Here is a 21,388-nt window from a genome sequence, read left to right on the forward strand (position 1 = left end):
AGCGCCTGCTCCTTGAACTCGACAGAATACATTTGTTTCGCCTTCAACCTGCACCTCTGACTCTTCTTGATAAAGAAATTCAGAGGCGACAACTACTATGACGCCGGGGGTATTCTGTGCGAGGCCACTCGGATTGGCCTAATGCGTATGCCCCCCAGAAGCTCAAGCCGCGTCGTCAATTGCGCGCTTACAGACAACGCAGGGACGACTTGGGACGACTGGAAGAAAAATCCCGACGTCTTTACTGATTGAGGTAGCGAAGCTGGTTAGGCAGGCTACCTCGTCCTGGCGGCCCTCCCAATCCGGATCAATAGCTGCATCGTTCTCTGTGAGCTGACTGCTTGGCTACTGGCCGACTGACGATGTTCGACGGATTTTGCTTGTAATGAGTAGAGGCGCGCGGCCGCCGCGCCCCCGCCGACAACATTTCAGATGCCGCGAAATAGCTCATCGAAGACCTCGTGCAGTTCACTTTCGCGTCCGTGGCCAAGCGGTGCGCACAGTCCGCCAGCGTCTTCGGCCGTTTCCACGATTGTCGCTGCAGCCAGCGCGCGCTCGGGTTTCGGTCCAGATATTGGGGCATTCGCGGGATAGTAGTCTTCGATAGCGCCCCTAGCGAGCACGCAAATTCCTTCATGTCTAAGAGCGTCGAGCAACGGTACAAGGGCCGCTGCTGCCAAGGCGTCTTCCATGCATGCCCGGACACGCGCGATATTTTGTTCCCAGGTAAACAGTTCATCCAGGCTTGCGAGCGCAGCGTCATCGATGACTCTTGTTTGCTGCATCGTCCTCAGCGTAGTCTTTGCTGCTTCGTATCTGTTTCGCCATGAATCCTGATTGACGCGCGACTGAATCTGTCTTTTGCTTGGCTCAGCCTTGATTTCGGCTGCGTTAATCCGCGCGTCAACCGCTTGCAGGACGGCGCCCCTGATGGCTTCGGCCGCGCGGCTACCGCCAAGGTGTTGATAGCCGTCGAAGAGCGCATCCAAGTCTGCAACCAGTTTTACTTCAATTCCAAAAGCGGAAAAGAAATCCCGGAACTTCGAAAAGTTTCCCTTGCCCGAGACGCGCACCATGGCCACGTTTTTCTCGTTGAAATCCCATTGGGGGTTCATGAGTTTGGCGACGTGCCGGCAGTACGCATCGTCCGATTCACCCTCAAACAGCACGATGCGCCGACTGAAGAACGCAGCGTCGGCGTTTTCGAACCGCGCGAGACGGAAGGTTTCTGCTAGGGCTTGGTCAAGTAGAAAGTTCACTGGGTAGAGGCGGCCTACCGGCTTGTTTGGAGCACGGTCCTCTTTTGACACGCGCACGAATGCCGCCGTCACCCCGGGTTCAAAGAAAAGCGGTGAGTGTGTCGTCACCATCACCTGGTGAGCCGCTGAAATTCGCGCCAAGGTCGCAAATAAGGTCCTCTGCGACTTCGGATGGAGATAGAGCTCAGGCTCTTCAAAAAGAAAAAGGAGCGGCTGGTGTGCGGGGACAACGACTCCACCGGCCTGTTGCGCTTGCTGCTCCTGATTTTCCTGCTGCCGCTGGCGCCGCAACTCCAACTGATGGACATACGCCTGCAGAAGCGCGAAAGTCAGCGATCGCTTGATTCCGTCTCCCTTATTGTCGATAAGGTCACGTGACCCGTCATCGATGTAAATTTGCGCGGAACTGAGGATCGTCTTCAGCTCTGGAGGCGGGATGCGAAGTTCGATTCTGGCTCTGGGGAAATTCTGAGCCAACATTGATTCAACGAGGCCTTCAAGATCGCGTACACATTGATGTCGATTGTCAACATCCGCCTCGCCAGCGGCAACGCGATTGAAAATGCGGTCGAGCTGCAGCAGTGCATCGTTGATCTGTGCAAGACTCGGTTCGAGGTCTTCAAGCAGCAGTCCCAGGAGGCGACCGAACGGCGTCGATTGCGTCGTTTTCAGGTCGTCCGTGAGATTCTTAACCGCCGGGATGTAGATTGCCTCGGGAAGCAGGGTGGAGATGGAAGTGGCGATTCCTGACGGCAACGGCCCATCTTCCTCAACGAACGACTCGATGGGTAAGCGCGATACTTGATTCGCAACGTGCGCCTTTGCTGCAGCAATCGTCCGGATCGCGTCTGCTTCGTCAGCAAACTCAGGGTACTGCTGTTGCAGAATTTCGAGCACAGCCGCGCCTCGGGAGCCAGCGAACGCGACATCAATTGCTTCTGAACGGTAGCGTACATCTCTCGGAAATAGCCTGATAACGCGTACATCCACTTTCTGGCCGAGAACGTAACGAACGATGAGCGTAAGCACGCCATTTATTACAATTGGTACAATTCGGTCGCGATGTTCCGGCGCAAGGCGGGCAAGATCGCGAACGGTCACGTCAACGAACCGGAGCGTGAATTCCACCGGGGTTGCTGGATCGTAGAACAGGTTTTCTGGTAACTGCGCGGGACGATTCAGGGCGTAGACGATGGCCTGTAGGACAGAAGATTTTCCGGCATTGTTTTCGCCGACCAGGCAGGCGAACGCCGTCGGTCTGAACGAGACATTCTGTAAGCCCTTGAAATTCGTTATTTTTACTTCATCCAGTTGCATGGTCACCCCTTCGCGTGGCGGTTGTTTAATATTGGTTGTTACCTAACGGCTAGCTGTTAGATAGTAGGGTGGTCAGTCGGTTCTGGTTTCGTCGAGGTTTCCCTGCCATTTGATCTTGCCGCGCAGGTTGCGGATGTTTTCTTGGCGCTTGAGTTGAATGATCTTTTGTAGGGCATATTCGACCACTTCGCGCTTTGTCTTTAGGCCGGTGGCGGCGAGAGCGTCGGACATGAGGTGGTTGTCGATGTTGATGGTTGTGCGCATGGCATTTGTCCTTTGCTGGGTTGGCGGGTGGCCGTCATGGCTTGAGTGTTATCCGGCCATTTTTTGTCTGATTCGACCATCTTTTGCCGGCGCCGAGACGGTCTACATGCTTCTGAATTCCCCGAGCCCACGAAAAATCGGCCTCAAGCCCGAGGTCGTGCACGAGCCTGACAACCTTCACGCGGTGGCAGTGGCTCAAAAACTCGTCCAGCACGTCGTGGCGTAGGTTGCGCGTCGCCCACTTCACCACGTGCAACATGGCTCATGCTCGATCGTCCAACAAAGGTAAGGCTCGCACAACGAGCTGAGGCAGGGCGTCAGACGGCCGAAGTGGCTTATCGTCACGTCTCTTAAGTTATGTTATGTATAAGCAAAGTGAGCGAAATTTTGGCGCGCCCGAACCAGATTCCGACGTCCGGACGCGGCGGAATCGGGGGATTCGTGAGTTGGCTGCCTGTCACCACGTGCGGCTTACTTACGGAGACCGTAGCGCCTACCCTTAATGTCTCAAGTCATAGACTTCGCGGAGTCTGCGTCTCCGCTTGAGCTCTTGCGCAGGGCTCTCGGACGCAACCGTCAATAGTTGGTGTGCCTTCGCGTGTACCCAAGTGACAATGGTCGAAGTGCTCTGTAACTCGTGCTTCGTGATTTCTAGACTGGACAGTGTGCGAGGCGCCAGCAGCCTTGCACGTAGGGTGGCTACACTGACCAGCGCCTCGGAGATGTTGCGACCGGGAGAGAAGCTTTGTGTGTCTAGGCGAGATACCCTTGCTGCAGATAGAAGCGTTCTGCTTATACTCCGCTCCTCGCTCTCGGGTTCGGGAACGGCGAAAGCTTCCCTCTCGTAAATATTAATAGGTCGCTTCATACATCGATCCTGTGCCACCTGATCGATTAGTATGCAAGCTGCCTCCAAATAGGAGATCGCTGCATTGATCACACGTCTTCGGCCGCTTTGCGAGCTGGGATTACTTTCAAGGTCGGAGAAGGCCGTATCGACGTCCGAGCGCAATTCGTCAAGAATTGCCCGAATGTGGTGGCCTGACACAGGTGTCAATTTATTGTCAGCCATCTTGAACTCCTCGCACATGCCGCATGCGGATCATCAGTGATTCCGCGTACAGTCCACTGTAGATAAAAAGCTGCAGATCTCAGTGTAACGCTGTCTGGACGAACCGGGCTGGGCGCCTTTAGTGAGCGCAAAACGCACGCTATTCTTGAGACGTTGTGACTCCAGTAGCCAACTTGTGAATTGCTCAGAAGCAACTCTGAGTTACGGGGGCAACTCCAGCATGGCTTATGATTGCATCAGTCCCACGACCAGACACCGAAATGGATTCCGCCAAGGTCATTGCCGAGATAGAAGCGCAAGTTAATGCCGCCATGGATGAGGCGAGCAGGGCGATTGCTTTTCATGAGTCGTGGCGACCCATGGCATACGACGAAGAACTGCACAAGCGCATGGGGAATTCGTTCGCGGCGGGAACCTTCGTAGTGATTCGGCAGGCTTTACGGCGTGAAATGCTTTTGGCCCTGCTGCGAGTCTGGGACGATCAGCAAAAATCTTTGAGTCTCCGGCGTACCTTCGAAGCGTTGCGCATCCCCGCTGTTCTCGATGCGCTGATTGAGAAGCGCACAAAGGACCGCACGGGTTCGAAAGCATTCGACAAGATACTGGCCGAGCATATTGCCGGTTCCTGTACTGATTACATCAAGAAAGCGGGCGATCTGTTCGACAAGTACTGGAAGAAGGGCGAAGCCTCGCACGTCATGCAACATCTACATGTGCTCAGAAACACGATGCTGGCTCATAACCAACTCGCACCCCAACGTGTGAAGGGCAAAGACGCAAGGGACGACGAAATCGAGGCTTTCTATCGAGACACCCGCACTATCGTGGAGTGCTTGCTTCATGCCGTTCACGCTACGGCACTCGATATGAACGATACGCAAGGCGTCTACGAAACCTATGCCCGGTTCTTTTGGGAGAGTGTGAGAGGTGAATCCACTCCGGGGCATCCTAGCTATCGAGCACCGTTCGACTCGACAGGAGTCGAACAATGAAGTTCACGGCGGGAGATGATACAGACCGCGCCTTGTGCGCGACGATCAGTCACGAGTATCTTCGTTGCGATGATGCTTTGCACGAGTTCGCACGCTTGCGTGAGCAGATGATGGCGACGGGCGATGATAGGCGCTTGTCCTACGCAACCTATAACGCCTACGCCCGGTTCATCCATCATCTGTACGAGTTCAACATCGCATGTGCGCAGCGAGACTTTCACGACACGTCATTTCAGCCGAAGAACGATGAAGCCGACCGACTGATTGCTTCTCATGCTGATCGAGCCATACGAGTGAGGCGGCAGGCATACAACCAACATGCCTTCGGCGCACGCCCTTTCGAACCCCTCCCGGTGCTGATTGAGTTCGCGAAGGCGTTTCGTACGGCTCGCAACACGACAAACGGTCACGCCAAGCACCATCGCTATACGTTGAGTCTTTCCGACTTCTTCACACGCTACCATCGGTTCTTGCTAGAGATGCACAATGCTGCCCGCCACATGTGGTTGCAGCAGGGCGACCAGTTTCCCGATTGGGGTGAGATCACAGCGTTCTCTGTGGTAGTCAAGGCTACCGTTCCACCTACCGACGATGATTAAGCGGGTGGGGCATCTGTGGTGTAGAAGTAAGGCAGATGGAATCCGCGTATTGGCGGAGCGTCGAACGGCTCGGCACTTTCTATTTTCGCTTGTGTGTCCTTGTGCTTCGCGTACAGACTTCCGAGATAAGCATTCAAATTCTCAACGATGAATTCCACGAGCGCAGCCGAAAGCTCATTAACGGTGTTCGTCATCTTCCGTACGGCCTCGGTCCATTCATCGTCCGACTCCATGTGATAGGCCTGAACTGCGACTTCCGCAGACGTCTGATATAGGTAGTTCCCTGCAACGCGGCCCCTGAGGAACACATAGCTGCTATCCTTAGTCATCATCTGTTCCATCGCTGGCCGAAAATCGTTGAGGCTTGGATAGTGCATGGCATGCGAGTTTCGTGCATCCGATAGCCATTTGCAGTCGCCTGCCATCTTGTTGAATGTGCGTTTTAGTGTTTCACCCATGCCGTTCGGCATGTGCGGATAGCACCGTTCGCGCAGGAAACTGTTCATTTCGGGCTTGTTGATTCGCTCTTTCGCTTCGTGCAGCTTGCCGCTAAGCATGCGGGTTATGAACAGCGTCCGTGAAACCCGGCCTATTTTCTCCGGCGTTTCAGGATCGCCCGGATGGGGTGTAGAGACTATCGCCAGCTTCTGTAGGGTCATCACCTCGTTGAAGATGTGTCCAAGCAGGAGCACGGCATAGCGTGTCTCTTCTGACTCCGCATTCCATACATCGTGAGAGATTTCGAAGTGCTCAAGCTGGAGCTTCCCCATGCTGGTCTCCTATGTGGTTTGGCAAATCTACCACTCCTGCATTTGACAAACGAAAACCGCACGGATGTATATCTACCGCGTTCAGCAATTGATCAAGGGCTGCCTCGGAACGGTGCGGCCACGAGCGGACGATCGACGACGGTAGAAGTGCCAGTAGGTCCCCCGCTTTAATTACCCCGAACTCGATCCGTGTAGGACGTCGTTCTCACCAGTGTGCGCTCGGATCTTCGCAGAATTCCCTCTTTGCCACTTCCACTACTTGCTGTGGGGCGCGAGCAAAGACCGCCGCCGGTGTTTCGCCGTCAAGCATCGCATGGGGAGAATAGAGCCAAAATGCACGGCGCCAGCCATTCGGATCTTCGCCGTTGCTGGGCAGGACCTTCAACAAACTGGCAACGTCTGGACGTATCGTCCCGTGTGCATCGAATTGGAAGTCCGGATGCCGATAGGTCCGCTCTGCTGCCACCCATACTCCAAGAAGGGCTCCGTTTGACCGCAGCCGCGTTGCGTACTGATGGGGGTTACTAGCCGAGCCGCTGCCAGCGATTTCAGCCACGCGTTTGCCGTCCGGCCAGTTCTTGGCCAACAATTTATTGCGAAAATCGATAGCGGCCTGATGAGCGTCGTCTGCGGCTGGGGGTGAGGCTTCAGCTGAGACTGGGGTACAGTCCTGCTCCTGTTCGCGAATTGAGTCGAGGAGTTTCAAAACGTCGCGGTGAGGCCCCTCGACGGCAATCCAGAGCGCACGGTCAAAACTGTCCCCCCAGAGCGACCCGACGTCGCTCCAATTGCAGACAGCCATGGGTTCAACTCGTTCAGTACCGCCGGCCTTGGCGCGAAAGAACAGCAGATGTTTCCCACGCGCGATGTCGCAGTCCGAATGCGTCAAATAATTCCGGACCTCGGAATCAGGGCTGGCCATGTGGCGCACGATGGAGATGAACACACAGGCCAAGGAAAAGGAAACTGACGGTTGCCCAGGCAACCGATGCGAGAATACCCGCAGTCGCGCGCCGCGAGGTGGCTCTGCGGCGACCACCTCCTGAACGTTCACGTGACCCATTGCGACGAAGGGAATCTCGCCTCTACTGGTAATTTCGACGAAGTCAAGCGACGACATCGTTGATCCTCCTTGACTCGAAACAGTGGCGGCCACCGGCCGGAAGGCCACACAACCGCCTAATCAGGCCAGTTCGAGATAGACTGGTTATCAAGAATATCCTGGTTAGGCTGTTCGACGATAGCATGCCCCATCGACGCGTCTGACCACGCTATGGGCTACGACGACCGCAGTTAGACGAATAGCCGCATGCACGAAATACTGTTGTGAGGCAGCCAAAGGCCGTAAATGCCGTGGTCAACTGGGTTTTCGTCGTCGACCATCAAGGATTGCAGCGCAATAGCGGCTTAATCTTGCTTGACCGACAGCACAGGCTGATCTCCGTCAGCCGATATCTGATGACTGCTAGCGTTCGCTGATCAACTGCAGCCTCCGGCCCCATGGCAACGCCGACACACTCGATCTCATGCGATCCGATCCGTCCGTCTGGGATGCTTATCCCGAACAGGCTTTCAGAAATTGGCTGGTCAGAGTTGACGGACGGGGAGGGACCGATTTCAAGAGCTCGTCCCTGGAGGTTTATACGGTCCAGTGGCGCCGCTTTGTAAAGTACAACCAGGAGAGGGGGCGCCGGCTAACAGAAGTCACCGCCACTGACGTAAGTTCGTTCTTGAGCAGTCTGCACTCGGAAAATAGAGATCAGAGAGAGAGGTACAGACAGCTGCTTGAACGAGTCTTCGCCGCAATACATGATGGGAATCCATCCACGGGCTATGTCAATCCTGCCGCCCTTGAGCATCAAGAGCCTGAGGCAGAATGGACGAGGGTGGCCGGCAACTTGCCGACTAGCTTTCTTACGCCTGCGGAACGCGGGGTCCTGATCCGGTATCTGCAGAGCCCCATGGACAAGATGGCACCGGAGGACAGATGGCGAGAACTCCGTAACAGAGCCTTAGTAGCGACATTTCTTGGGGCCGGTCTGAAAGTCGCCGAGGCCACGCGTCTAACTGTTCACTGTATGGCGGAAACCGATCAAGACGCATGGGTGGAGATCGGTGTACCTAGGTCGCAGTATTCGCGCCGCGTCTTGCCTGCGCCATTTGCCGTGAGGATCTTGAGGCACTGGATGGCCGAGCGGATGACGGGATTGGAATTGACTCGCGATGGCGGCGATCAGTCAGAGTTCCTCTTTCCTGCGCACCAATATGGCGGACGATTACACCCGATCACACCTTTGAGGAATACGGCATTGATCGTATGTGCAAGCGGGTTGTCCGACTCGCGCACGGAGCGGACGAGTCCCCAAACATTGCGCAACAGCTTCATGGCAGAGCTCTTTGAGTCGGGTCACACGACGCGCGAGGTTGCGTCCGCACTCGGTTTTGAGACCATATTGACGGCGGAGCGAATGAAGCACGCGTGGCAGCAATGGAAAGATGGGCATTGAATCGTGCCTATCAGTCCCAGCGCAAGCCTAGAGTAACGGCCTGCAGGCTGACATGTGAGTAAGGACTCTTGGGAGCAAAACTATGTTGAAAGGTAGGAAGCTAAACCGGCCCGGCAATAATATGTTGAAAAACGATTCGCCGAGCAATGATATGTCGAAATACCAAAACGGCTCAATTTTGGTCTTTTCAACAGAGTTTTGCTCTCGAGCACTTATATGAGTCGGGGGGATGCTGATGGCGGATGCTTGGACCGGACCTGTGTGATGGTGTCATCGGATATTTTCTATTTGACATAAGATAAATTATCAACAGTTTGTGTATAGTAGCTTTATAGAAATGTCGTGTTCTAGCCATTTAGAAATGTCGTGTTTGGAGCTCTGTATGCTTGCCGGTTCCTCGTGGGACTGCGGAGTCGGCGATGCATGCAGCTGCACTGGTGACATTGAACATGCGCGAACTCGACCGGTTCAAGGTCATTCAGGATGTTGCCGACGGCAGGCTCAAGCGTGGCGCGCTACGCAGCGGCTCAGTCTGACGACACAGCAGACACGACGCCTGATTCTTGCAACCCACGCCACGCAATCAACATCGCACGCAGCTACATAACATCACCTTTAATTGCACACGCCAGCTCCTAAAAAACAGTAGCTTAAGCTATCATTCAGATTCGAATCCAACCGACGAACGCGATTCATGACCACTTCCGATCCCACTACGCGTCAGCCGCTCGCCCGAAAACGGAGTACGCAGCCGTTACCTGCGGAACGTCCCGATCACGACCTCGACAACTCGGTCGGATATCTGCTTAATCTCGCGGCGAGCATCATCGCCGCACGCTTTAGCGACGACCTCAAGTCCTACGCGATCAACCTTCAGGGTTGGCGCGTACTCGCGGCGCTCCGCCACGAAGACAATCAAACATTGTCCGATCTCGCAAGTCGCACCGGGTCTGAACTATCCTATCTTTCACGCGCTGTGAGCGCCCTCGAGACAAAGGGCTATATCTGCCGTAGCGAGTCGGCCTCCGACCGCCGGACGATCCGTCTGTCCCTGACGTCCGAAGGCGCTGACATCGTCAGCGAACTCGCACCACGCGCCTGGCAAATCGAACGCGCGTCAGTAAAGGGCGTATCGGCGCGCGAACTGGAAATCACGCTCAATACCCTCCGGGCGGTCTACTCCAATCTTGTCGATAACTGCGAAGACGCGCCCGCAGTCAATCGTAAGCTCGCCGTCGCACGTCGCGTACGCCGACGTGAAGCGGGCAGCAAAGCGCCCGACTAAGACTAATACCGCACACGCCCTGCCCGGCTTCGTGGTTCATGCGGGCGATCTCGTCTTATCTGAAAGTTGAGCGACGACACCGCCGATTTCAGCGTACGCGGCTGCTTCACATCGGTTCGGCAATGACGCGATTGGTAATTGAACCGATTCCTTCTATTTCGGCCCGCATCACATCGCCTGCTCTCAAGTACACCGGAGGATTCATCGCGACGCCCACGCCCGACGGCGTGCCCGTCGCCAGCAGATCACCCGGTTCGAGCGTAAAGGCGGTGGAAAGATGAGCAATCTGGTCGTAGATATCGTGGATCATTGCGCCGGTCATATCGTCCTGACGCAGCTCTCCGTTCACCCACATCTGCAAACGCAGGGCGTGTGGGTCACCAAGTTCGTCGGGGGTGACGATCCATGGACCGGTGGGCCCACAGGTGTCGAATGACTTGCCAATCGTCATCGTTTGCGTGGCCAGTTGCCAGTCGCGCACCGACACGTCGTTGCACACCATAAAGCCCGCGATAACCGAGCTCGCTGCTTCGCGGCTCACGTGCCGGCAGCGCTGGCCGATCACCACGCACAGTTCGACTTCGTAATCGAGCTGATTCGACACTGCCGGAAGGTGCACATCGCCGAACGGGCCGTTGATACAGGAAACCTGCTTGTTGAACCAGACCTGGGTGGGTGGCGTTTGCACTCCGACCTTGGCCGCCTCCGCCACATGCTTCCGATAGTTCATGCCGATCGCAAGGTATTTGGACGGATTCGGCAACGGAGCAAGCAGTGTGACCTCCGACAGCGCAACGGCGTGGCCGGCCTGCACAGCGCGTGCACGCGCGATTGCTTGCGGACCGGCCTCGAGCAACGCCTTCATGGTGGCGGGCAAGCTCGGATCGTTGCGTGGCAGGTCAATCACAAGATCGCCGTCCACCTTGCCGATCGAAATGTTTGCGTGGTGTTGGTAAGTAACGAGTTTCATAGATATCAAAAGTAAGTGGATTAGGCCAGGCGCGTACGCGGTGGATCTTCTGATGTGTCGCCGTGTGCAGGAGCCTGAACGGGATACGGATAACTGCGCGGCAGTCTCAGCAACAGCCATCCGGCGCAGATGAGCACAGCCACAAACGCTATCAACGCGGGGCGGTAGGAGCCCGTGGCATCGTAGGCAGCGCCCATCGCGAAAGGCCCGAGTCCGGTTCCGACAGTGAACACTGCGAACAGATAGCCGTAGATCTGTCCAAACGCGCGCAGTCCGAAATATCGACTCTGCAGATACGCAATGAGATCCACTTCCGCGCCCATGCCGAGGCCGACCAGCACTGCACCGATTGTCGTGAGCGATACGTCGGCACTGGCCAGCAGTGCAATCACACCTATGGCCGGCAGGATCACGAACGCGATCGCGACGTAAGGGCCGAAAAACCGGTCGAGCAGAAAACCGCACAACAGACGCCCTGCGATCAACGACGCCCCCATGCCCGAAAACACGGCTACCGCCTGGCCCGCCGGAATGCCACGGTCAGTCAGCAACGGCACAAGGTGCACGACGGTGCCGTTGACAACGATTGGAATGCACAGGAACACCACCGCGAGCTTCCAGAAATCCTGGTTGCGCACGGCCTCACCCGCTTCGAGCCCTGGCAAGCCGGGGCCGTGCTCGTGCGCCTCCGTTATGTCAGGCGCGCCAGCTGGATCGCGGATGAACAGCCCGACTGCGAGAAACGCAATGACGAACACCGTCAGGCCGATCGCGACGTACGCGCCTCGCCATCCGAACCTGTCGAGATAAAACTGCGTGAGCCGAGGCACGAGTGCGGCACCCAGACCTACGCCCGTCATGGCGATGCCCATTGCGAGACCGCGCCGCCGATCGAATGCCGCGGCGATCGCTTTGGCATAAGGCAGCGGCGCCTGTCCGCCGCTAAACAGGCCCATCACCGCGAACATGGCCGCAAATGCCGCGGGAATGGCCGGCGCCAGCGACATGGCGGCGATCGCCAGCGCAAAGAGCGCAATGGCAATCAGCGTGACCCGCCTGATTCCTCGCCTATCGATCAGCCTGCCGGCGACGGGAGTGGCGATCGCGGCGAAGATCGACCCCAGCATGACTGCGACGGACATCACGCTGCGATTCCAGCCGAACTCGGCCATGATGGGTTTCATCAGCACCGATGTCGAAAACTGCAGGACGGTGACGTTACCGACCGTCAGTCCAAGGAGCGAGCCAAACACGATCCACCAGCGGCTTCTGAACATCCATTGCACGATCGTCTCCAGTTGTCTTTGTTGTCTTCGGGTATCCACCGACCCGTGGCGGCGAATCCGGGTTCGCTGTCATGCGGCGGCACTGTGCTCAAGGAAGCGGCCGGCATGGAACAGCAGCGGCGATTCACTGCCGTACGCGAAACGCTCGACGTGGCCCAGAATCATGACGTGGTCGCCGTAAGGCTCGATGCGCGACGTCTTGCATTCGAAGCAGGCCAGTACGTCGCCGAGCACCGGCACGTCGCCGAGCCCCGCCTGCAAGCGTTCGCCGAACGGCGCGAACTTGTCTTCCGCGAACCTCGCAAAGTGCGTCGCGAGGTCCTGCTGGTCGGCGGCCAGGACATGCACGGCGAAATATCCCGATTCCCTGAACAACGGCAGGCTGGGCGACCTGTCATTCAGATACCACGCCACCAGCGGTGGATCGAGCGAAACTGAACAAAACGAATTGACAGTGAGTGCCGCCTGCCGGCCGTCCTCGGTACGCGTCGTGACAACACAAACACCCGTCGCAAAACGTCCCATTGCGTTGCGGAGTTCGCGGCCATCGATAGAGACTGCGCTCATGATTTTTGTCCTGTCAAAGTGGGCGTGGTGTTCGCACCGGCACCCGTGAAACAGCGCGGATCGCGCACGGAACCCCAGGAGTCGAGATTGCTGGGAGACGGCTCCATCCGCCGTGGCTCACGCGGATGGGCTTCAGTAAATGTTTCCATCCCGAAGCTGTACTCCATGGTCAATCCATCGGGGTCAAGGAAATACAGAAAGACGCTGTCGGAAGCGGGATGCCGGCCAGGTCCAAACACCACGTCGGAGTTCGCAGTCTTCAGGCGCGTTAGCGCTTTACCGATGTCATCAATCTCCGTCACCATGTAATTGACGTGGTGCAGACAGTGGCGATCGAAGCGTGCGATACCTATTCCGTGGTGATAGGGGTTTGGCCAGACACGCATGAAGGTGACGAATTCACCGATCGAGTCCGACTCCCGGAAATTCAGTACATCGCGCCAGAATTCGATAGCACGCGCCGCATCAGGGGTGTTGAAGACGACATGCCCGATCCGCTGGATGCGCGTGACCGATGGCCGGAATGGACGCTCCACGTCTGGCAACGGGACGTAAAACTCTACCGTTGCACCGATCAGCGGTTCGAATACCCGTATGGCCCGCAACTGCGCCCGTTCCCGGCAGATCTTCGTCGCCGTTTCGTGCACTTCGAGGCCGGCGCGCGTCAGCCGTTCGATCAGCGGCTTGAACTGCGCCACATCCTCCAGCACGAAACCGGCGCACCGCAGCCCTGCTTCCGGTGCCGCATGCAACACCACGTTATGGTGATCGTGATCGCAGCGCAACCGGATCTCGCCATCGACACCCGTGTCTACGTATTGGAGCCCCACCACTTCTTCATAGAACCGGCGCGATTTTTCCAGATGAGTCACGTTAAGTTCCACGCGCCCCAGCTTCCCGTATCGGACCATTACACCCTCCCCTTCAGTACTGGCCGCGCGGCGGCAGGCCGAGCCGCATCTGCCCATACATCGTGGACACCGCGTGCCAGTTGACGCTGATGTGGTGCGCAACGGCGTTGATATCGCGCCACGCACGCTGGATGCCGCTGTCCAACTGGATGCCCGTTCCCCCTACTACGTCGTACAGTCCGTTGATGGCGTCAACACATAGATGCACTGCGTATGCGTGGCCGCGCCGTAGCGTGATGCGTTGCTCCTTGCTCAACTTGAGGCCGCCGTCCACCCACTCGGTAATCTGTTGCAGGTCACGTTGCAAAATGAGTTGTGCGGCGTCGACCGCAGCTTCGGCCTGCGCCACCGCGGACTGGACATGCCCGAACTGGGCGATCGAAGCGCCGCCACCCGTAAAGGCTCCGCGCGTGGAGCGTGCAGCGATGCTCTCGACGAATTCATCGATTGCGCCGCGCAAGGCCGCCACAGCCGGGTTCGCCAACAGCGGCGGGAAGCCGCTCAGGAAAGGCACCCGGTAAAGCGCCGAACCGTGAACGTCTGCGCCCGGTGCTTCCTGTTCAAGCACCTCCGAAAACGCGACGGTGCGATGCGCAGGAACGAACACTTCCTCATCGATCAGGATGTCCTTGCTGCCGGTGCCTGCGAGACCCACCGTGAACCACGTGTCGACGATCTTGTATTCGCCCTGCGGTACCAACAGGAAGATCGGCCGGGGGGGCGCCCCTTCGGGCTGTTCGACCATCGCGCCGAGCGACAGCCACTGAGCGTTATCGCTATTGCTACCGAAGCTCCAACGGCCCTTCAGGCGGAAGCCGCCCTCGGTTGGCGTGGCCTTGCCCGTCGGTGCAATGCAGGAGGCAATCAGCGCGTCCTGCGATTCACCCCATACATCGATTTGCGCCTGTTCCGGAAACATGCCGACCACCCACGACGCCGCGGCACTCAATCCGTAACACCAGCCGGTCGAGGCGCATCCCTGACCGAGCTCGAACGCGAGCCGGCGCAACGCTTCCAGGCTCAACTCATATCCTCCAAAACGCCGCGGCTGCACCACACGGTAGAGCCCCGCGTCCCTGAGCAGATCCGTCACGTCAGACGAAACGCGTCGATCCTGCTCGGTCTGGCGGGCGCGTTTGGCGACCAGCGGCCGCAGTTCTAAAGCAGCCTCCAGCAAACGCGCAAACAAGGCGTCGTCAGATCCCGCATCGCTCAACGATGCGGACTGTCGCTCGATAACACTCGAAGTCGTGGTCATTTCTGTCACCTCCATATTTATTGCAAAAACAACTAATCTGTGATCGAATTAAAGCTCACTAAAGTTGTTTTTGCAACTGTTTTTGAGGTCTGCAAATACCAGGAGTTACCCTTATGAACACGCCTCGCCAGCCTTCGCCATGCGGATGCATCGACATCCATACCCACGTCGTTCCGCACGACTTCCCCGCCTACGTGGGGCGTCATCCAGACGCACTATGGCCCTCGATGCGCGAAGGCCACGCTTGCCACCGGCACGTGGTGGTGTCATCGAGGGTGTATCGGACGGTCTCGCATCAGGCGTGGGCCATCGATGTCCGACGCGCCGACATGAACCGGCTCGACGTTGAGCGGCAAGTGCTCTCCCCGATGCCTGAGCTACTGTCGTACTGGCTTGATCCCGCGGATGGCGCAACACTGGCGCGTTATCTGAACGAGACGCTGGCGAACATGGTGGTCCACGCCCCCGACCGCTTCAGCGCACTCGGAGCCGCGCCGCTGCAGGACATCGACCGCGCGATTCAGGAGCTTGAATTTGCGGTCAGCACACTGGGGTTGGCCGGGATTGAGGTGGGTAGCAATGTGGGCGGCGTGCCGATCGGTGATCCACGCTTCTTCCCGTTCTTCGAGGCTGCCGAAGCACTCAATGCGGCGATCTTCGTGCACCCGCTGCGCCCGGCCGGGATGGACCGGCTGGTTGGGCCTGCATCGCTGGAGCAGATCGTCGCGTTCCCCGGCGAGATTGGTCTTGCCGCGGCATCGTTGATCACAGGTGGCTTGCTGAAAAAATTCCCTCGCCTGCGCATTGCTCTGAGCCACGGCGGCGGTGCGATCCAGACGTTGCTGCCACGCATGCAGTTTGCCTGGGAGACACTGGACGCACTGCGGGAGGTCATGCCCGTAGCGCCGGTCGAAGCGGCACGGACACTCTATTACGACGATCTGCTCTACAGCGCCACCACTATCCACGCCCTCATCGACACCGTCGGCGAGGATCGCGTCATGATCGGAACTGACTACCCGTTTGCGATCATGGACGCCGATCCGGCAGCGCGCGTCGCCAGCCTCGGCTTGAGCGCCGCAACGCAGGACGCCTTACGATGGAAAAACGCGGCCGCATGGCTCGGTCTGAAGTGACAGATTGCCGAAAACCTGGCTAGCGTTTGACATGGGTTTGACGTGGGAGCCACATCGAACGCTACCGAGCAGAACTGCCGCGTCGCCTTCGGGCCAAATCCCGGCAAGACGGCGAGCGGCAGTCTGGTTTTTCTGGTTTTGTGCGGCCGACGAACAGACCTATAAAAGCGTACAGGCCTGGTCGAATTCGAGGCGCGGCGAGCGCGCAAACAGCTTTGATTTGTCGCCGTACCCGAGATTGCAAAGGAAGTTCGATTTAATATGACCTTCGGGAAAAAATTCCTGAGTGGAATTCGGCTCGCTCTTTCCAGCACCAAAGAATTCCTCGTCGACCTTCGCGTTGTCGAACCCCGACATCGGTCCGCAATCCAGTCCTAACGCACGCGCAGCCAGAATCATGTAAGCGCCTTGCAAGCTGGAGTTGCGTTTCGCCGTAGCGTCGACGAGTTCCGGCGCATTGGCGAAGAGGTCACGCATGCCAGGATCGTGAGGCAATAGCTGCGGCAGCTTCTCGTAGAATTTCAGGTCGTGAGCGATGATGGCGGTCACCGGAGCGCTCATTGTCTTGTCCACGTTCCCGGGAGCAAGTGCCGGCAACAGTCGCTCCTTCGCCTCCTTGGTGCGCAAGAAAAGGATCCGTGCGGGATTGCCGTTGGCGCTGGTTGGAGCCCATCTCATCAAGTTGTAAACCTCACGCAGGATTTCGTCCGACACGGGCTCGGCCAGCCACGCCCGGTACGAACGAGCCTCACGAAACAGAACATCGAGCGCAACATCCGCTATAGCGTTACTCATAAATCCTCCTGACAAGCGCAGTAAATTGAAGTTAGAACTTCTGCTGCAGTCCGATCATGACACCAAGCTGATTCGTGCCAGTTTCGACAGTGCCCCCAGCTGCAACCGGGTTAGCAGCCAGCGCACTGTTGAACATATACCCGACCGACGTGTACACCATCGTGCGCTTCGACAGCAGGTAATTTACGCGTCCGATCAGCAAAGTCGCGCTCGAGTCGTTCTTTCCCGCCGGTCCGCGTTGCAGATTGCGTACGCCCTCAGCGTCGAAGGAAAGCGCTGGCGTGGCATAGTACGTTGCCCCTACGAAGAAGATATCGGTCTGCAAATGTGTCGCGGCTGCCAGATTGTTTCTGATCCAGCCAGCACCGATCTTGGTTGGACCTAAAATCACGTAGCCGTCGACGATGTTGTGCGTATCGGTGTACGCGCTGTTGTTCAGCGGCGCAGAGGCGCCCGCACCACCGCGTATCACGTCGTACGATGCTGCCACACCGAAACTCGCCGAATCATAGGCAAGCAGCGCGGTGTATTGCCGGCACGCAACGAAGTCGCCCGGCACCTGTCCGCCGCAATTGGTCGCCGCCGGGCCCGCGGGACCGGCCGCGTCACGACCAAAGCTGTATGTACCACCGACAGTGACGCCATGGAATTTGCCGAGATAACCAATCGCATTGTCGCTGCGCGAGTTCGGCAGATACGGGTCGAAGCTCGCCATCGAATGAATCGAAGGGCCAATCACGTCCGCGTTCGTCAGCGCGTACATCGTCATGTTCATTTGCCGGCCGAGCGTGAGTGAGCCGTAGTCGCTGCTTATCCCCACATTCGCCTGACGGCCGAAGAGACGCCCGCCATAGTTCAACGCGCCGGTGCCCGGCTGAAAGCCGTTCTCCAGGACAAAGAATGCCTTGTAGCCGCCGCCGAGGTCCTCGATACCCTTCAAGCCCCAGCGTGACGGTACTTCACCAGTCAGAGTTGGCACCCCAACCTCCGATCCACCGTGGGCTGTCGCGTGGTTGTAGTACGAAAGCCCCGTATCGATGATTCCATATAGCGTGACACTGCTTTGGGCACACGCGAACCCCGACACTGCGACGAGCAACGCCGCGCTCCATTTCGTTTCCATGACGATCAAATCTCCATTTTTGTGGCGCAATGCCTGGTTATAAAAAACTAAGGAAAGCGCAGACAAGTAAGCTTGTTTTATTATTAGGAAAACTTATCTTTTAAATCTCAGGAAGATGCAGCAAGGGTCTGAACATGTGTCATCACGATCGGCTGTCACACGCCCGCCTGCGTCTCAATGTGGCTGTTGCGCAGCGCGTGAGTGTGCAGCTATAGCGACATTTCGCGGCAATCACGCAAGACATGCCTCAGGGCGCGGCGTTTAGCGCGAGGGCTGAGCGGCGACCGTACTACGAGTGCAGGAAGGGTAAGGCGTGAACGGTATCGCCCGCAACCTGGGTTGCCGCTCAGCAGGCAAAGGTGGCGGCTGCGTAACCAGCGGCCCCTCGCCGGCGGAAAGCCGAGCCAACCTTCATTGCCTTCTCCCCTCAGCTATCCGTTCTTGAGGTGTCGTGAGTCGTGAACGTGTTTTTGAGCGTGCCAATGTTTTCGACCCAAACTTCGATCTCGTCGCCGGACTCGATGAACTGCTTATGCGGCATGCCGACTCCAGCGGGCGTTCCGGACAGGATCACGTCGCCAGGGTGCAGCGTTACCCGGCTACTCAGGAAAGCGATCTGCTCGGCAACGCTAAAGATCATTTCCGCTGTGCTCGAATCCTGACGCAACTCGCCATTGCGCCAGAGACGGATTCCAAGTGACTGAACATCCGGAATGTTTTCTGCTGGTGTGATCCAGGGTCCAAGCGGACAACTCCCCTCCCAGCATTTCTGCGAGATCCAGTCGAAGTGGAACGGTGAATGCACGCCAATGTAGTCGCGTACGAATACGTCGCGCAGGGAGAGATCGTTGGCCACGGTGTAGCCGGCAACATATGACAGCGCGTCCTCGACGGCGACGTTGCGTGCCGGACGTCCGATTACCACCGCGAGCTCTGCTTCCCAATCAACGTTGCGGCTGTACGGCGGCAACGTGACTTGCGCGCCGGTACCCGTGACCACCGAACACGCGGGCGCCTTGATGAAATGCCAGGGCGATCCCGATACCGAGTGCGGATCGGGTGACGGCGGCATATTGAACGCGCGGTCCATCTCCGCGACATGATCATAGTAATTCGCGCCCGCACCGTAGATGGTTCCGGGTAGCAGCGGCGCCAGCAGGTTTGCCGCATCGAGCGCGAGGCTCGGCAACGATGTCGTCGATGCATTGATGCGAGCGACGGCTTCGCGCAATTGCGAACCAGATTTGTCCCAACGGCCGATAAGTTCAGTGACCGTCAGGTCCTGCATGTCGAGCTGCAGCAACGCGCCAAGCTCCGGACCATATGGATAAACACGCTCGCCAATCAGCAGGCCGGAACGCGCCCGCCCTTCGTCGTTGAAACTCAGCAGATGGTAACGGTCGTTCATTTCGAAAGATCCTGGTATTCAGAAGCGGTCGCCGAAATCGAAGATGTCCTCGTCCTGGAACCCCTCGTAATACTGAAATTCCCACCAGTTGTAGTCGAGGTCCTGCAGATAGAAGGAGTACACGCCGTGTTGCAGCGTCGTTTCAGTGATCTGGCGAATCTTGTAGTGATCCTTGTACTCATGCGCCGAACGATAAGCAGCGTCGACTTCTTCACGACTGCGCACGTCCAGTCCCCAGTGGGTCAGGAACGAGACGTCATGGATCTTGTCGCCCACTTCGACGCAGAACACGTGGAACTTCAAACCCAGCCGGAACGCGAATGCGGGGGCTGCATGGCGCACGGTTTCCAGGCCCAGGAACTCCTCGTAGAAGCGCCGCGTTTCGGCAATGTCACGGCACTCCAGCGTGCCGTGTCCGAGCACGTAGGGTCGATTGATCGCGTTGCTGTTTTTCAGCGGTACGACCGCATTGTCAGGGATTTCAAGCGTCATAAAATGTCTCCGTTGTGTCGATATCGATCGGCTATTGCGTGCCTTTACGCTGCGGTCTCGGCCTGCGTCAGGAACGCATCAGCGTGGAAAGCCGCTGGCGGAAGACCGCACGTGCTCGTGAAGTCTTCCCGCGCTGCGTTGACCATTGCAGGCGCGCCGCACGCATAGACCTCATATCCGGAGAGGTCCGGAAAATCGTCGACCACCGCCTTGTGAACCCAGCCCGTGCGCCCGGTCCAGTCGCAATCCGTTTCCGGTTCGGACAGCACCGGCACGAAATGGACGTTCGGATGATCCTCCGCCCACTTGCGCGGCAGATCCGCCAGATACAGGTCGCGCCGTCGACGGCCGCCCCAGTAGATGTGGAATTCACGAGCGCTCCCGCGTTGCAGTGCATACTCGACGATGGCTTTTACGGGCGCGAAGCCGGTGCCGCCCGCGAGCAGAATGACCGGCTTTTCGGTAGCCTCGCGCAGGAAGAACGCACCGAAGGGCCCTTCGAAACGAAGCATCTCGCGCGGGGCGAGCGCCGAGAAAACGTGCTCCGTGAAGCGACCACCGGGGTGATGGCGAATGTGCAACTCGATATGCGTCAGCGACACCGGATCGGGCGGTACCGCGATCGAATAGCTACGGCGCACGCCGTCCGGCAACAGTACGTCTATGTATTGACCCGCGCGGAAGAAGAGATTCTCGTTCGGCGGGAGGCGCAACCTCAGAACGGCTACATCGGGCGCGGGCCTCGTAATGTCAGTCACGCGACAGGGGTAGGTCGAGGCCTTGACCACATCGACGCCGGTCAACTCCTCCACCTCGATGGTCAGATCGGAAAGCGGCTTCGCGGAGCATAGCAATGCATAGCCGTCCTCCTGCTCCTTGGGCGGCAAGGCTCGTTCGAGTATGTGCCCATGCGCGACCCGCCCCTCCACGACGCGCCCCTTGCATGCGCTGCAAGCGCCGGAACGGCAGCTATATGGAACGAACAGACCCGCCTTCATGGCTGCAGCCAATACCGTTTCGCCTTCTTCGGCGACATATCGATTGCCGCTTGGCTTCAGTAGTATTTCAAAACTCACTCTCGCGTCTCCATTCTTGAGTCCAACCTTGCGCGCGCTTTGCGTGGCGCGGCCGCAGTTGTTTGGCGGCATGCGGCCGACGCGCGAACACGTCCAAGACGGCCGATGCGGGCTGCGACTCGATGACACCGAAAATCGACGTCACCCCTGCCACCTCTACAATTATTGCAAAAGCAACCAAACCATGGGTGAATTAAACTCCACAACAGTTGTTTTTGCAACCTATTCTGGATGGCCGCGGGATTAGGAGTTACCCGGATAAACACCGCTGCTTTGAACGGTTCGACGAGGGCGCCGAGGT

The 21,388-nt window shown here is 57.8% G+C and carries 19 protein-coding genes and 1 pseudogene; 5 read left to right on the top strand and 15 right to left on the bottom strand.

From position 1 onward, the window contains the following. Positions 1-428: 428 nt before the first annotated feature. The 3 genes and pseudogenes from R8871_RS16045 to R8871_RS16055 form a co-directional block, all read right to left on the bottom strand. Positions 429-2,576, bottom strand: coding sequence for an ATP-dependent nuclease (locus R8871_RS16045; RefSeq protein WP_175051334.1), 2,148 nt, complete (start codon positions 2,574-2,576; stop codon positions 429-431). 72 nt (positions 2,577-2,648) lie between these two features. Beyond that, positions 2,649-2,840, bottom strand: coding sequence for a type II toxin-antitoxin system VapB family antitoxin (locus R8871_RS16050; RefSeq protein WP_175051335.1), 192 nt, complete (start codon positions 2,838-2,840; stop codon positions 2,649-2,651). A gap of 34 nt (positions 2,841-2,874) precedes the next feature. Further along, a pseudogene (locus R8871_RS16055) lies at positions 2,875-3,072 on the bottom strand (type IV toxin-antitoxin system AbiEi family antitoxin domain-containing protein); the annotation flags it as partial. 1,100 nt (positions 3,073-4,172) lie between these two features. Between R8871_RS16055 and R8871_RS16060 the strand changes: the two are divergent. Continuing rightward, complete coding sequence (locus R8871_RS16060; RefSeq protein ID WP_175051336.1) at positions 4,173-4,904, top strand: AbiU2 domain-containing protein; 732 nt, start codon at positions 4,173-4,175, stop codon at positions 4,902-4,904. Continuing rightward, complete coding sequence (locus R8871_RS16065; RefSeq protein ID WP_175051337.1) at positions 4,901-5,503, top strand: hypothetical protein; 603 nt, start codon at positions 4,901-4,903, stop codon at positions 5,501-5,503. Before R8871_RS16060 ends, R8871_RS16065 begins: the two co-directional genes overlap by 4 nt. Here the strand turns inward: R8871_RS16065 and R8871_RS16070 are convergent. Then, on the bottom strand, positions 5,500-6,273 hold the full coding sequence (locus R8871_RS16070) for a hypothetical protein (protein ID WP_175051338.1): 774 nt from the start codon (positions 6,271-6,273) through the stop codon (positions 5,500-5,502). The genes R8871_RS16065 and R8871_RS16070 overlap by 4 nt on opposite strands. 205 nt (positions 6,274-6,478) lie before the next feature. Beyond that, positions 6,479-7,393, bottom strand: a complete 915-nt coding sequence (locus R8871_RS38450; protein ID WP_246287595.1) for a hypothetical protein — start codon at positions 7,391-7,393, stop codon at positions 6,479-6,481. A gap of 841 nt (positions 7,394-8,234) precedes the next feature. Here R8871_RS38450 and R8871_RS38455 point away from each other — a divergent pair. Together R8871_RS38455 and R8871_RS16085 are read left to right on the top strand one after the other, a co-directional pair. Next, positions 8,235-8,780, top strand: coding sequence for a tyrosine-type recombinase/integrase (locus tag R8871_RS38455; RefSeq protein ID WP_246287596.1), 546 nt, complete (start codon positions 8,235-8,237; stop codon positions 8,778-8,780). A gap of 694 nt (positions 8,781-9,474) precedes the next feature. Continuing rightward, on the top strand, positions 9,475-10,065 hold the full coding sequence (locus tag R8871_RS16085) for a MarR family winged helix-turn-helix transcriptional regulator (RefSeq protein ID WP_175051340.1): 591 nt from the start codon (positions 9,475-9,477) through the stop codon (positions 10,063-10,065). 106 nt (positions 10,066-10,171) lie between these two features. Here R8871_RS16085 and R8871_RS16090 read toward each other — a convergent pair whose 3' ends face one another. From R8871_RS16090 to R8871_RS16110, 5 genes are all read right to left on the bottom strand, one after another. Next, on the bottom strand, positions 10,172-11,035 hold the full coding sequence (locus tag R8871_RS16090; RefSeq protein ID WP_175051341.1) for a fumarylacetoacetate hydrolase family protein: 864 nt from the start codon (positions 11,033-11,035) through the stop codon (positions 10,172-10,174). A 20-nt stretch (positions 11,036-11,055) separates the two neighbouring features. Next, positions 11,056-12,312, bottom strand: a complete 1,257-nt coding sequence (locus R8871_RS16095; RefSeq protein ID WP_175051773.1) for an MFS transporter — start codon at positions 12,310-12,312, stop codon at positions 11,056-11,058. 78 nt (positions 12,313-12,390) lie between these two features. Next, on the bottom strand, positions 12,391-12,888 hold the full coding sequence (locus tag R8871_RS16100) for a flavin reductase family protein (protein ID WP_175051342.1): 498 nt from the start codon (positions 12,886-12,888) through the stop codon (positions 12,391-12,393). Beyond that, a complete protein-coding gene (locus tag R8871_RS16105; protein ID WP_322789516.1) occupies positions 12,885-13,856 on the bottom strand; it encodes a VOC family protein in 972 nt (323 codons plus the stop codon). The genes R8871_RS16100 and R8871_RS16105 overlap by 4 nt, the downstream gene beginning before the upstream one ends. Further along, complete coding sequence (locus R8871_RS16110) at positions 13,813-15,057, bottom strand: acyl-CoA dehydrogenase family protein (protein ID WP_175051343.1); 1,245 nt, start codon at positions 15,055-15,057, stop codon at positions 13,813-13,815. Before R8871_RS16110 ends, R8871_RS16105 begins: the two co-directional genes overlap by 44 nt. A gap of 113 nt (positions 15,058-15,170) precedes the next feature. Between R8871_RS16110 and R8871_RS16115 the strand changes: the two genes are divergently transcribed. Further along, entirely contained in the window at positions 15,171-16,193 is a 1,023-nt protein-coding gene (locus tag R8871_RS16115) for an amidohydrolase family protein (protein WP_175051344.1), read from the top strand. A 159-nt stretch (positions 16,194-16,352) separates the two neighbouring features. On the opposite strand, the gene R8871_RS16120 is transcribed toward R8871_RS16115, so the two are convergent. From R8871_RS16120 to R8871_RS16140, 5 genes are all read right to left on the bottom strand, one after another. Further along, complete coding sequence (locus R8871_RS16120) at positions 16,353-16,988, bottom strand: malonic semialdehyde reductase (protein ID WP_175051345.1); 636 nt, start codon at positions 16,986-16,988, stop codon at positions 16,353-16,355. A 31-nt stretch (positions 16,989-17,019) separates the two neighbouring features. Further along, positions 17,020-18,111 (bottom strand): porin, encoded by a 1,092-nt coding sequence (locus R8871_RS16125; RefSeq protein WP_175051346.1) that lies wholly within the window; start codon positions 18,109-18,111, stop codon positions 17,020-17,022. 427 nt (positions 18,112-18,538) lie between these two features. Beyond that, a complete protein-coding gene (locus R8871_RS16130; RefSeq protein WP_175051347.1) occupies positions 18,539-19,519 on the bottom strand; it encodes a fumarylacetoacetate hydrolase family protein in 981 nt (326 codons plus the stop codon). An 18-nt stretch (positions 19,520-19,537) separates the two neighbouring features. Further along, complete coding sequence (locus R8871_RS16135) at positions 19,538-20,011, bottom strand: VOC family protein (RefSeq protein WP_175051348.1); 474 nt, start codon at positions 20,009-20,011, stop codon at positions 19,538-19,540. A 44-nt stretch (positions 20,012-20,055) separates the two neighbouring features. Next, entirely contained in the window at positions 20,056-21,087 is a 1,032-nt protein-coding gene (locus tag R8871_RS16140) for a CDP-6-deoxy-delta-3,4-glucoseen reductase (RefSeq protein WP_175051349.1), read from the bottom strand. Positions 21,088-21,388: the final 301 nt, after the last annotated feature.

Origin of the sequence: Paraburkholderia sediminicola, from assembly GCF_902859805.1 — a bacterium.
Classification (GTDB): Bacteria; Pseudomonadota; Gammaproteobacteria; order Burkholderiales; family Burkholderiaceae; genus Paraburkholderia; species Paraburkholderia sediminicola.

Bases quoted from the DNA above. Each gene is read 5' to 3' on its own strand.
- R8871_RS16060 (WP_175051336.1), top strand. From the start codon at position 4,173: ATGGATTCCGCCAAGGTCATTGCCGAGATAGAAGCGCAAGTTAATGCC.
- R8871_RS38455 (WP_246287596.1), top strand. From the start codon at position 8,235: ATGGACAAGATGGCACCGGAGGACAGATGGCGAGAACTCCGTAACAGA.
- R8871_RS16110 (WP_175051343.1), bottom strand. From the start codon at position 15,057: ATGACCACGACTTCGAGTGTTATCGAGCGACAGTCCGCATCGTTGAGC.
- R8871_RS16050 (WP_175051335.1), bottom strand. From the start codon at position 2,840: ATGCGCACAACCATCAACATCGACAACCACCTCATGTCCGACGCTCTC.
- R8871_RS16095 (WP_175051773.1), bottom strand. From the start codon at position 12,312: ATGTTCAGAAGCCGCTGGTGGATCGTGTTTGGCTCGCTCCTTGGACTG.
- R8871_RS16115 (WP_175051344.1), top strand. From the start codon at position 15,171: ATGAACACGCCTCGCCAGCCTTCGCCATGCGGATGCATCGACATCCAT.
- R8871_RS16105 (WP_322789516.1), bottom strand. From the start codon at position 13,856: ATGGGCAGATGCGGCTCGGCCTGCCGCCGCGCGGCCAGTACTGAAGGG.
- R8871_RS16070 (WP_175051338.1), bottom strand. From the start codon at position 6,273: ATGGGGAAGCTCCAGCTTGAGCACTTCGAAATCTCTCACGATGTATGG.
- R8871_RS16130 (WP_175051347.1), bottom strand. From the start codon at position 19,519: ATGAACGACCGTTACCATCTGCTGAGTTTCAACGACGAAGGGCGGGCG.
- R8871_RS16100 (WP_175051342.1), bottom strand. From the start codon at position 12,888: ATGAGCGCAGTCTCTATCGATGGCCGCGAACTCCGCAACGCAATGGGA.
- R8871_RS16045 (WP_175051334.1), bottom strand. From the start codon at position 2,576: ATGCAACTGGATGAAGTAAAAATAACGAATTTCAAGGGCTTACAGAAT.
- R8871_RS16125 (WP_175051346.1), bottom strand. From the start codon at position 18,111: ATGGAAACGAAATGGAGCGCGGCGTTGCTCGTCGCAGTGTCGGGGTTC.
- R8871_RS16065 (WP_175051337.1), top strand. From the start codon at position 4,901: ATGAAGTTCACGGCGGGAGATGATACAGACCGCGCCTTGTGCGCGACG.
- R8871_RS16090 (WP_175051341.1), bottom strand. From the start codon at position 11,035: ATGAAACTCGTTACTTACCAACACCACGCAAACATTTCGATCGGCAAG.
- R8871_RS16120 (WP_175051345.1), bottom strand. From the start codon at position 16,988: ATGAGTAACGCTATAGCGGATGTTGCGCTCGATGTTCTGTTTCGTGAG.
- R8871_RS16085 (WP_175051340.1), top strand. From the start codon at position 9,475: ATGACCACTTCCGATCCCACTACGCGTCAGCCGCTCGCCCGAAAACGG.
- R8871_RS38450 (WP_246287595.1), bottom strand. From the start codon at position 7,393: ATGTCGTCGCTTGACTTCGTCGAAATTACCAGTAGAGGCGAGATTCCC.
- R8871_RS16135 (WP_175051348.1), bottom strand. From the start codon at position 20,011: ATGACGCTTGAAATCCCTGACAATGCGGTCGTACCGCTGAAAAACAGC.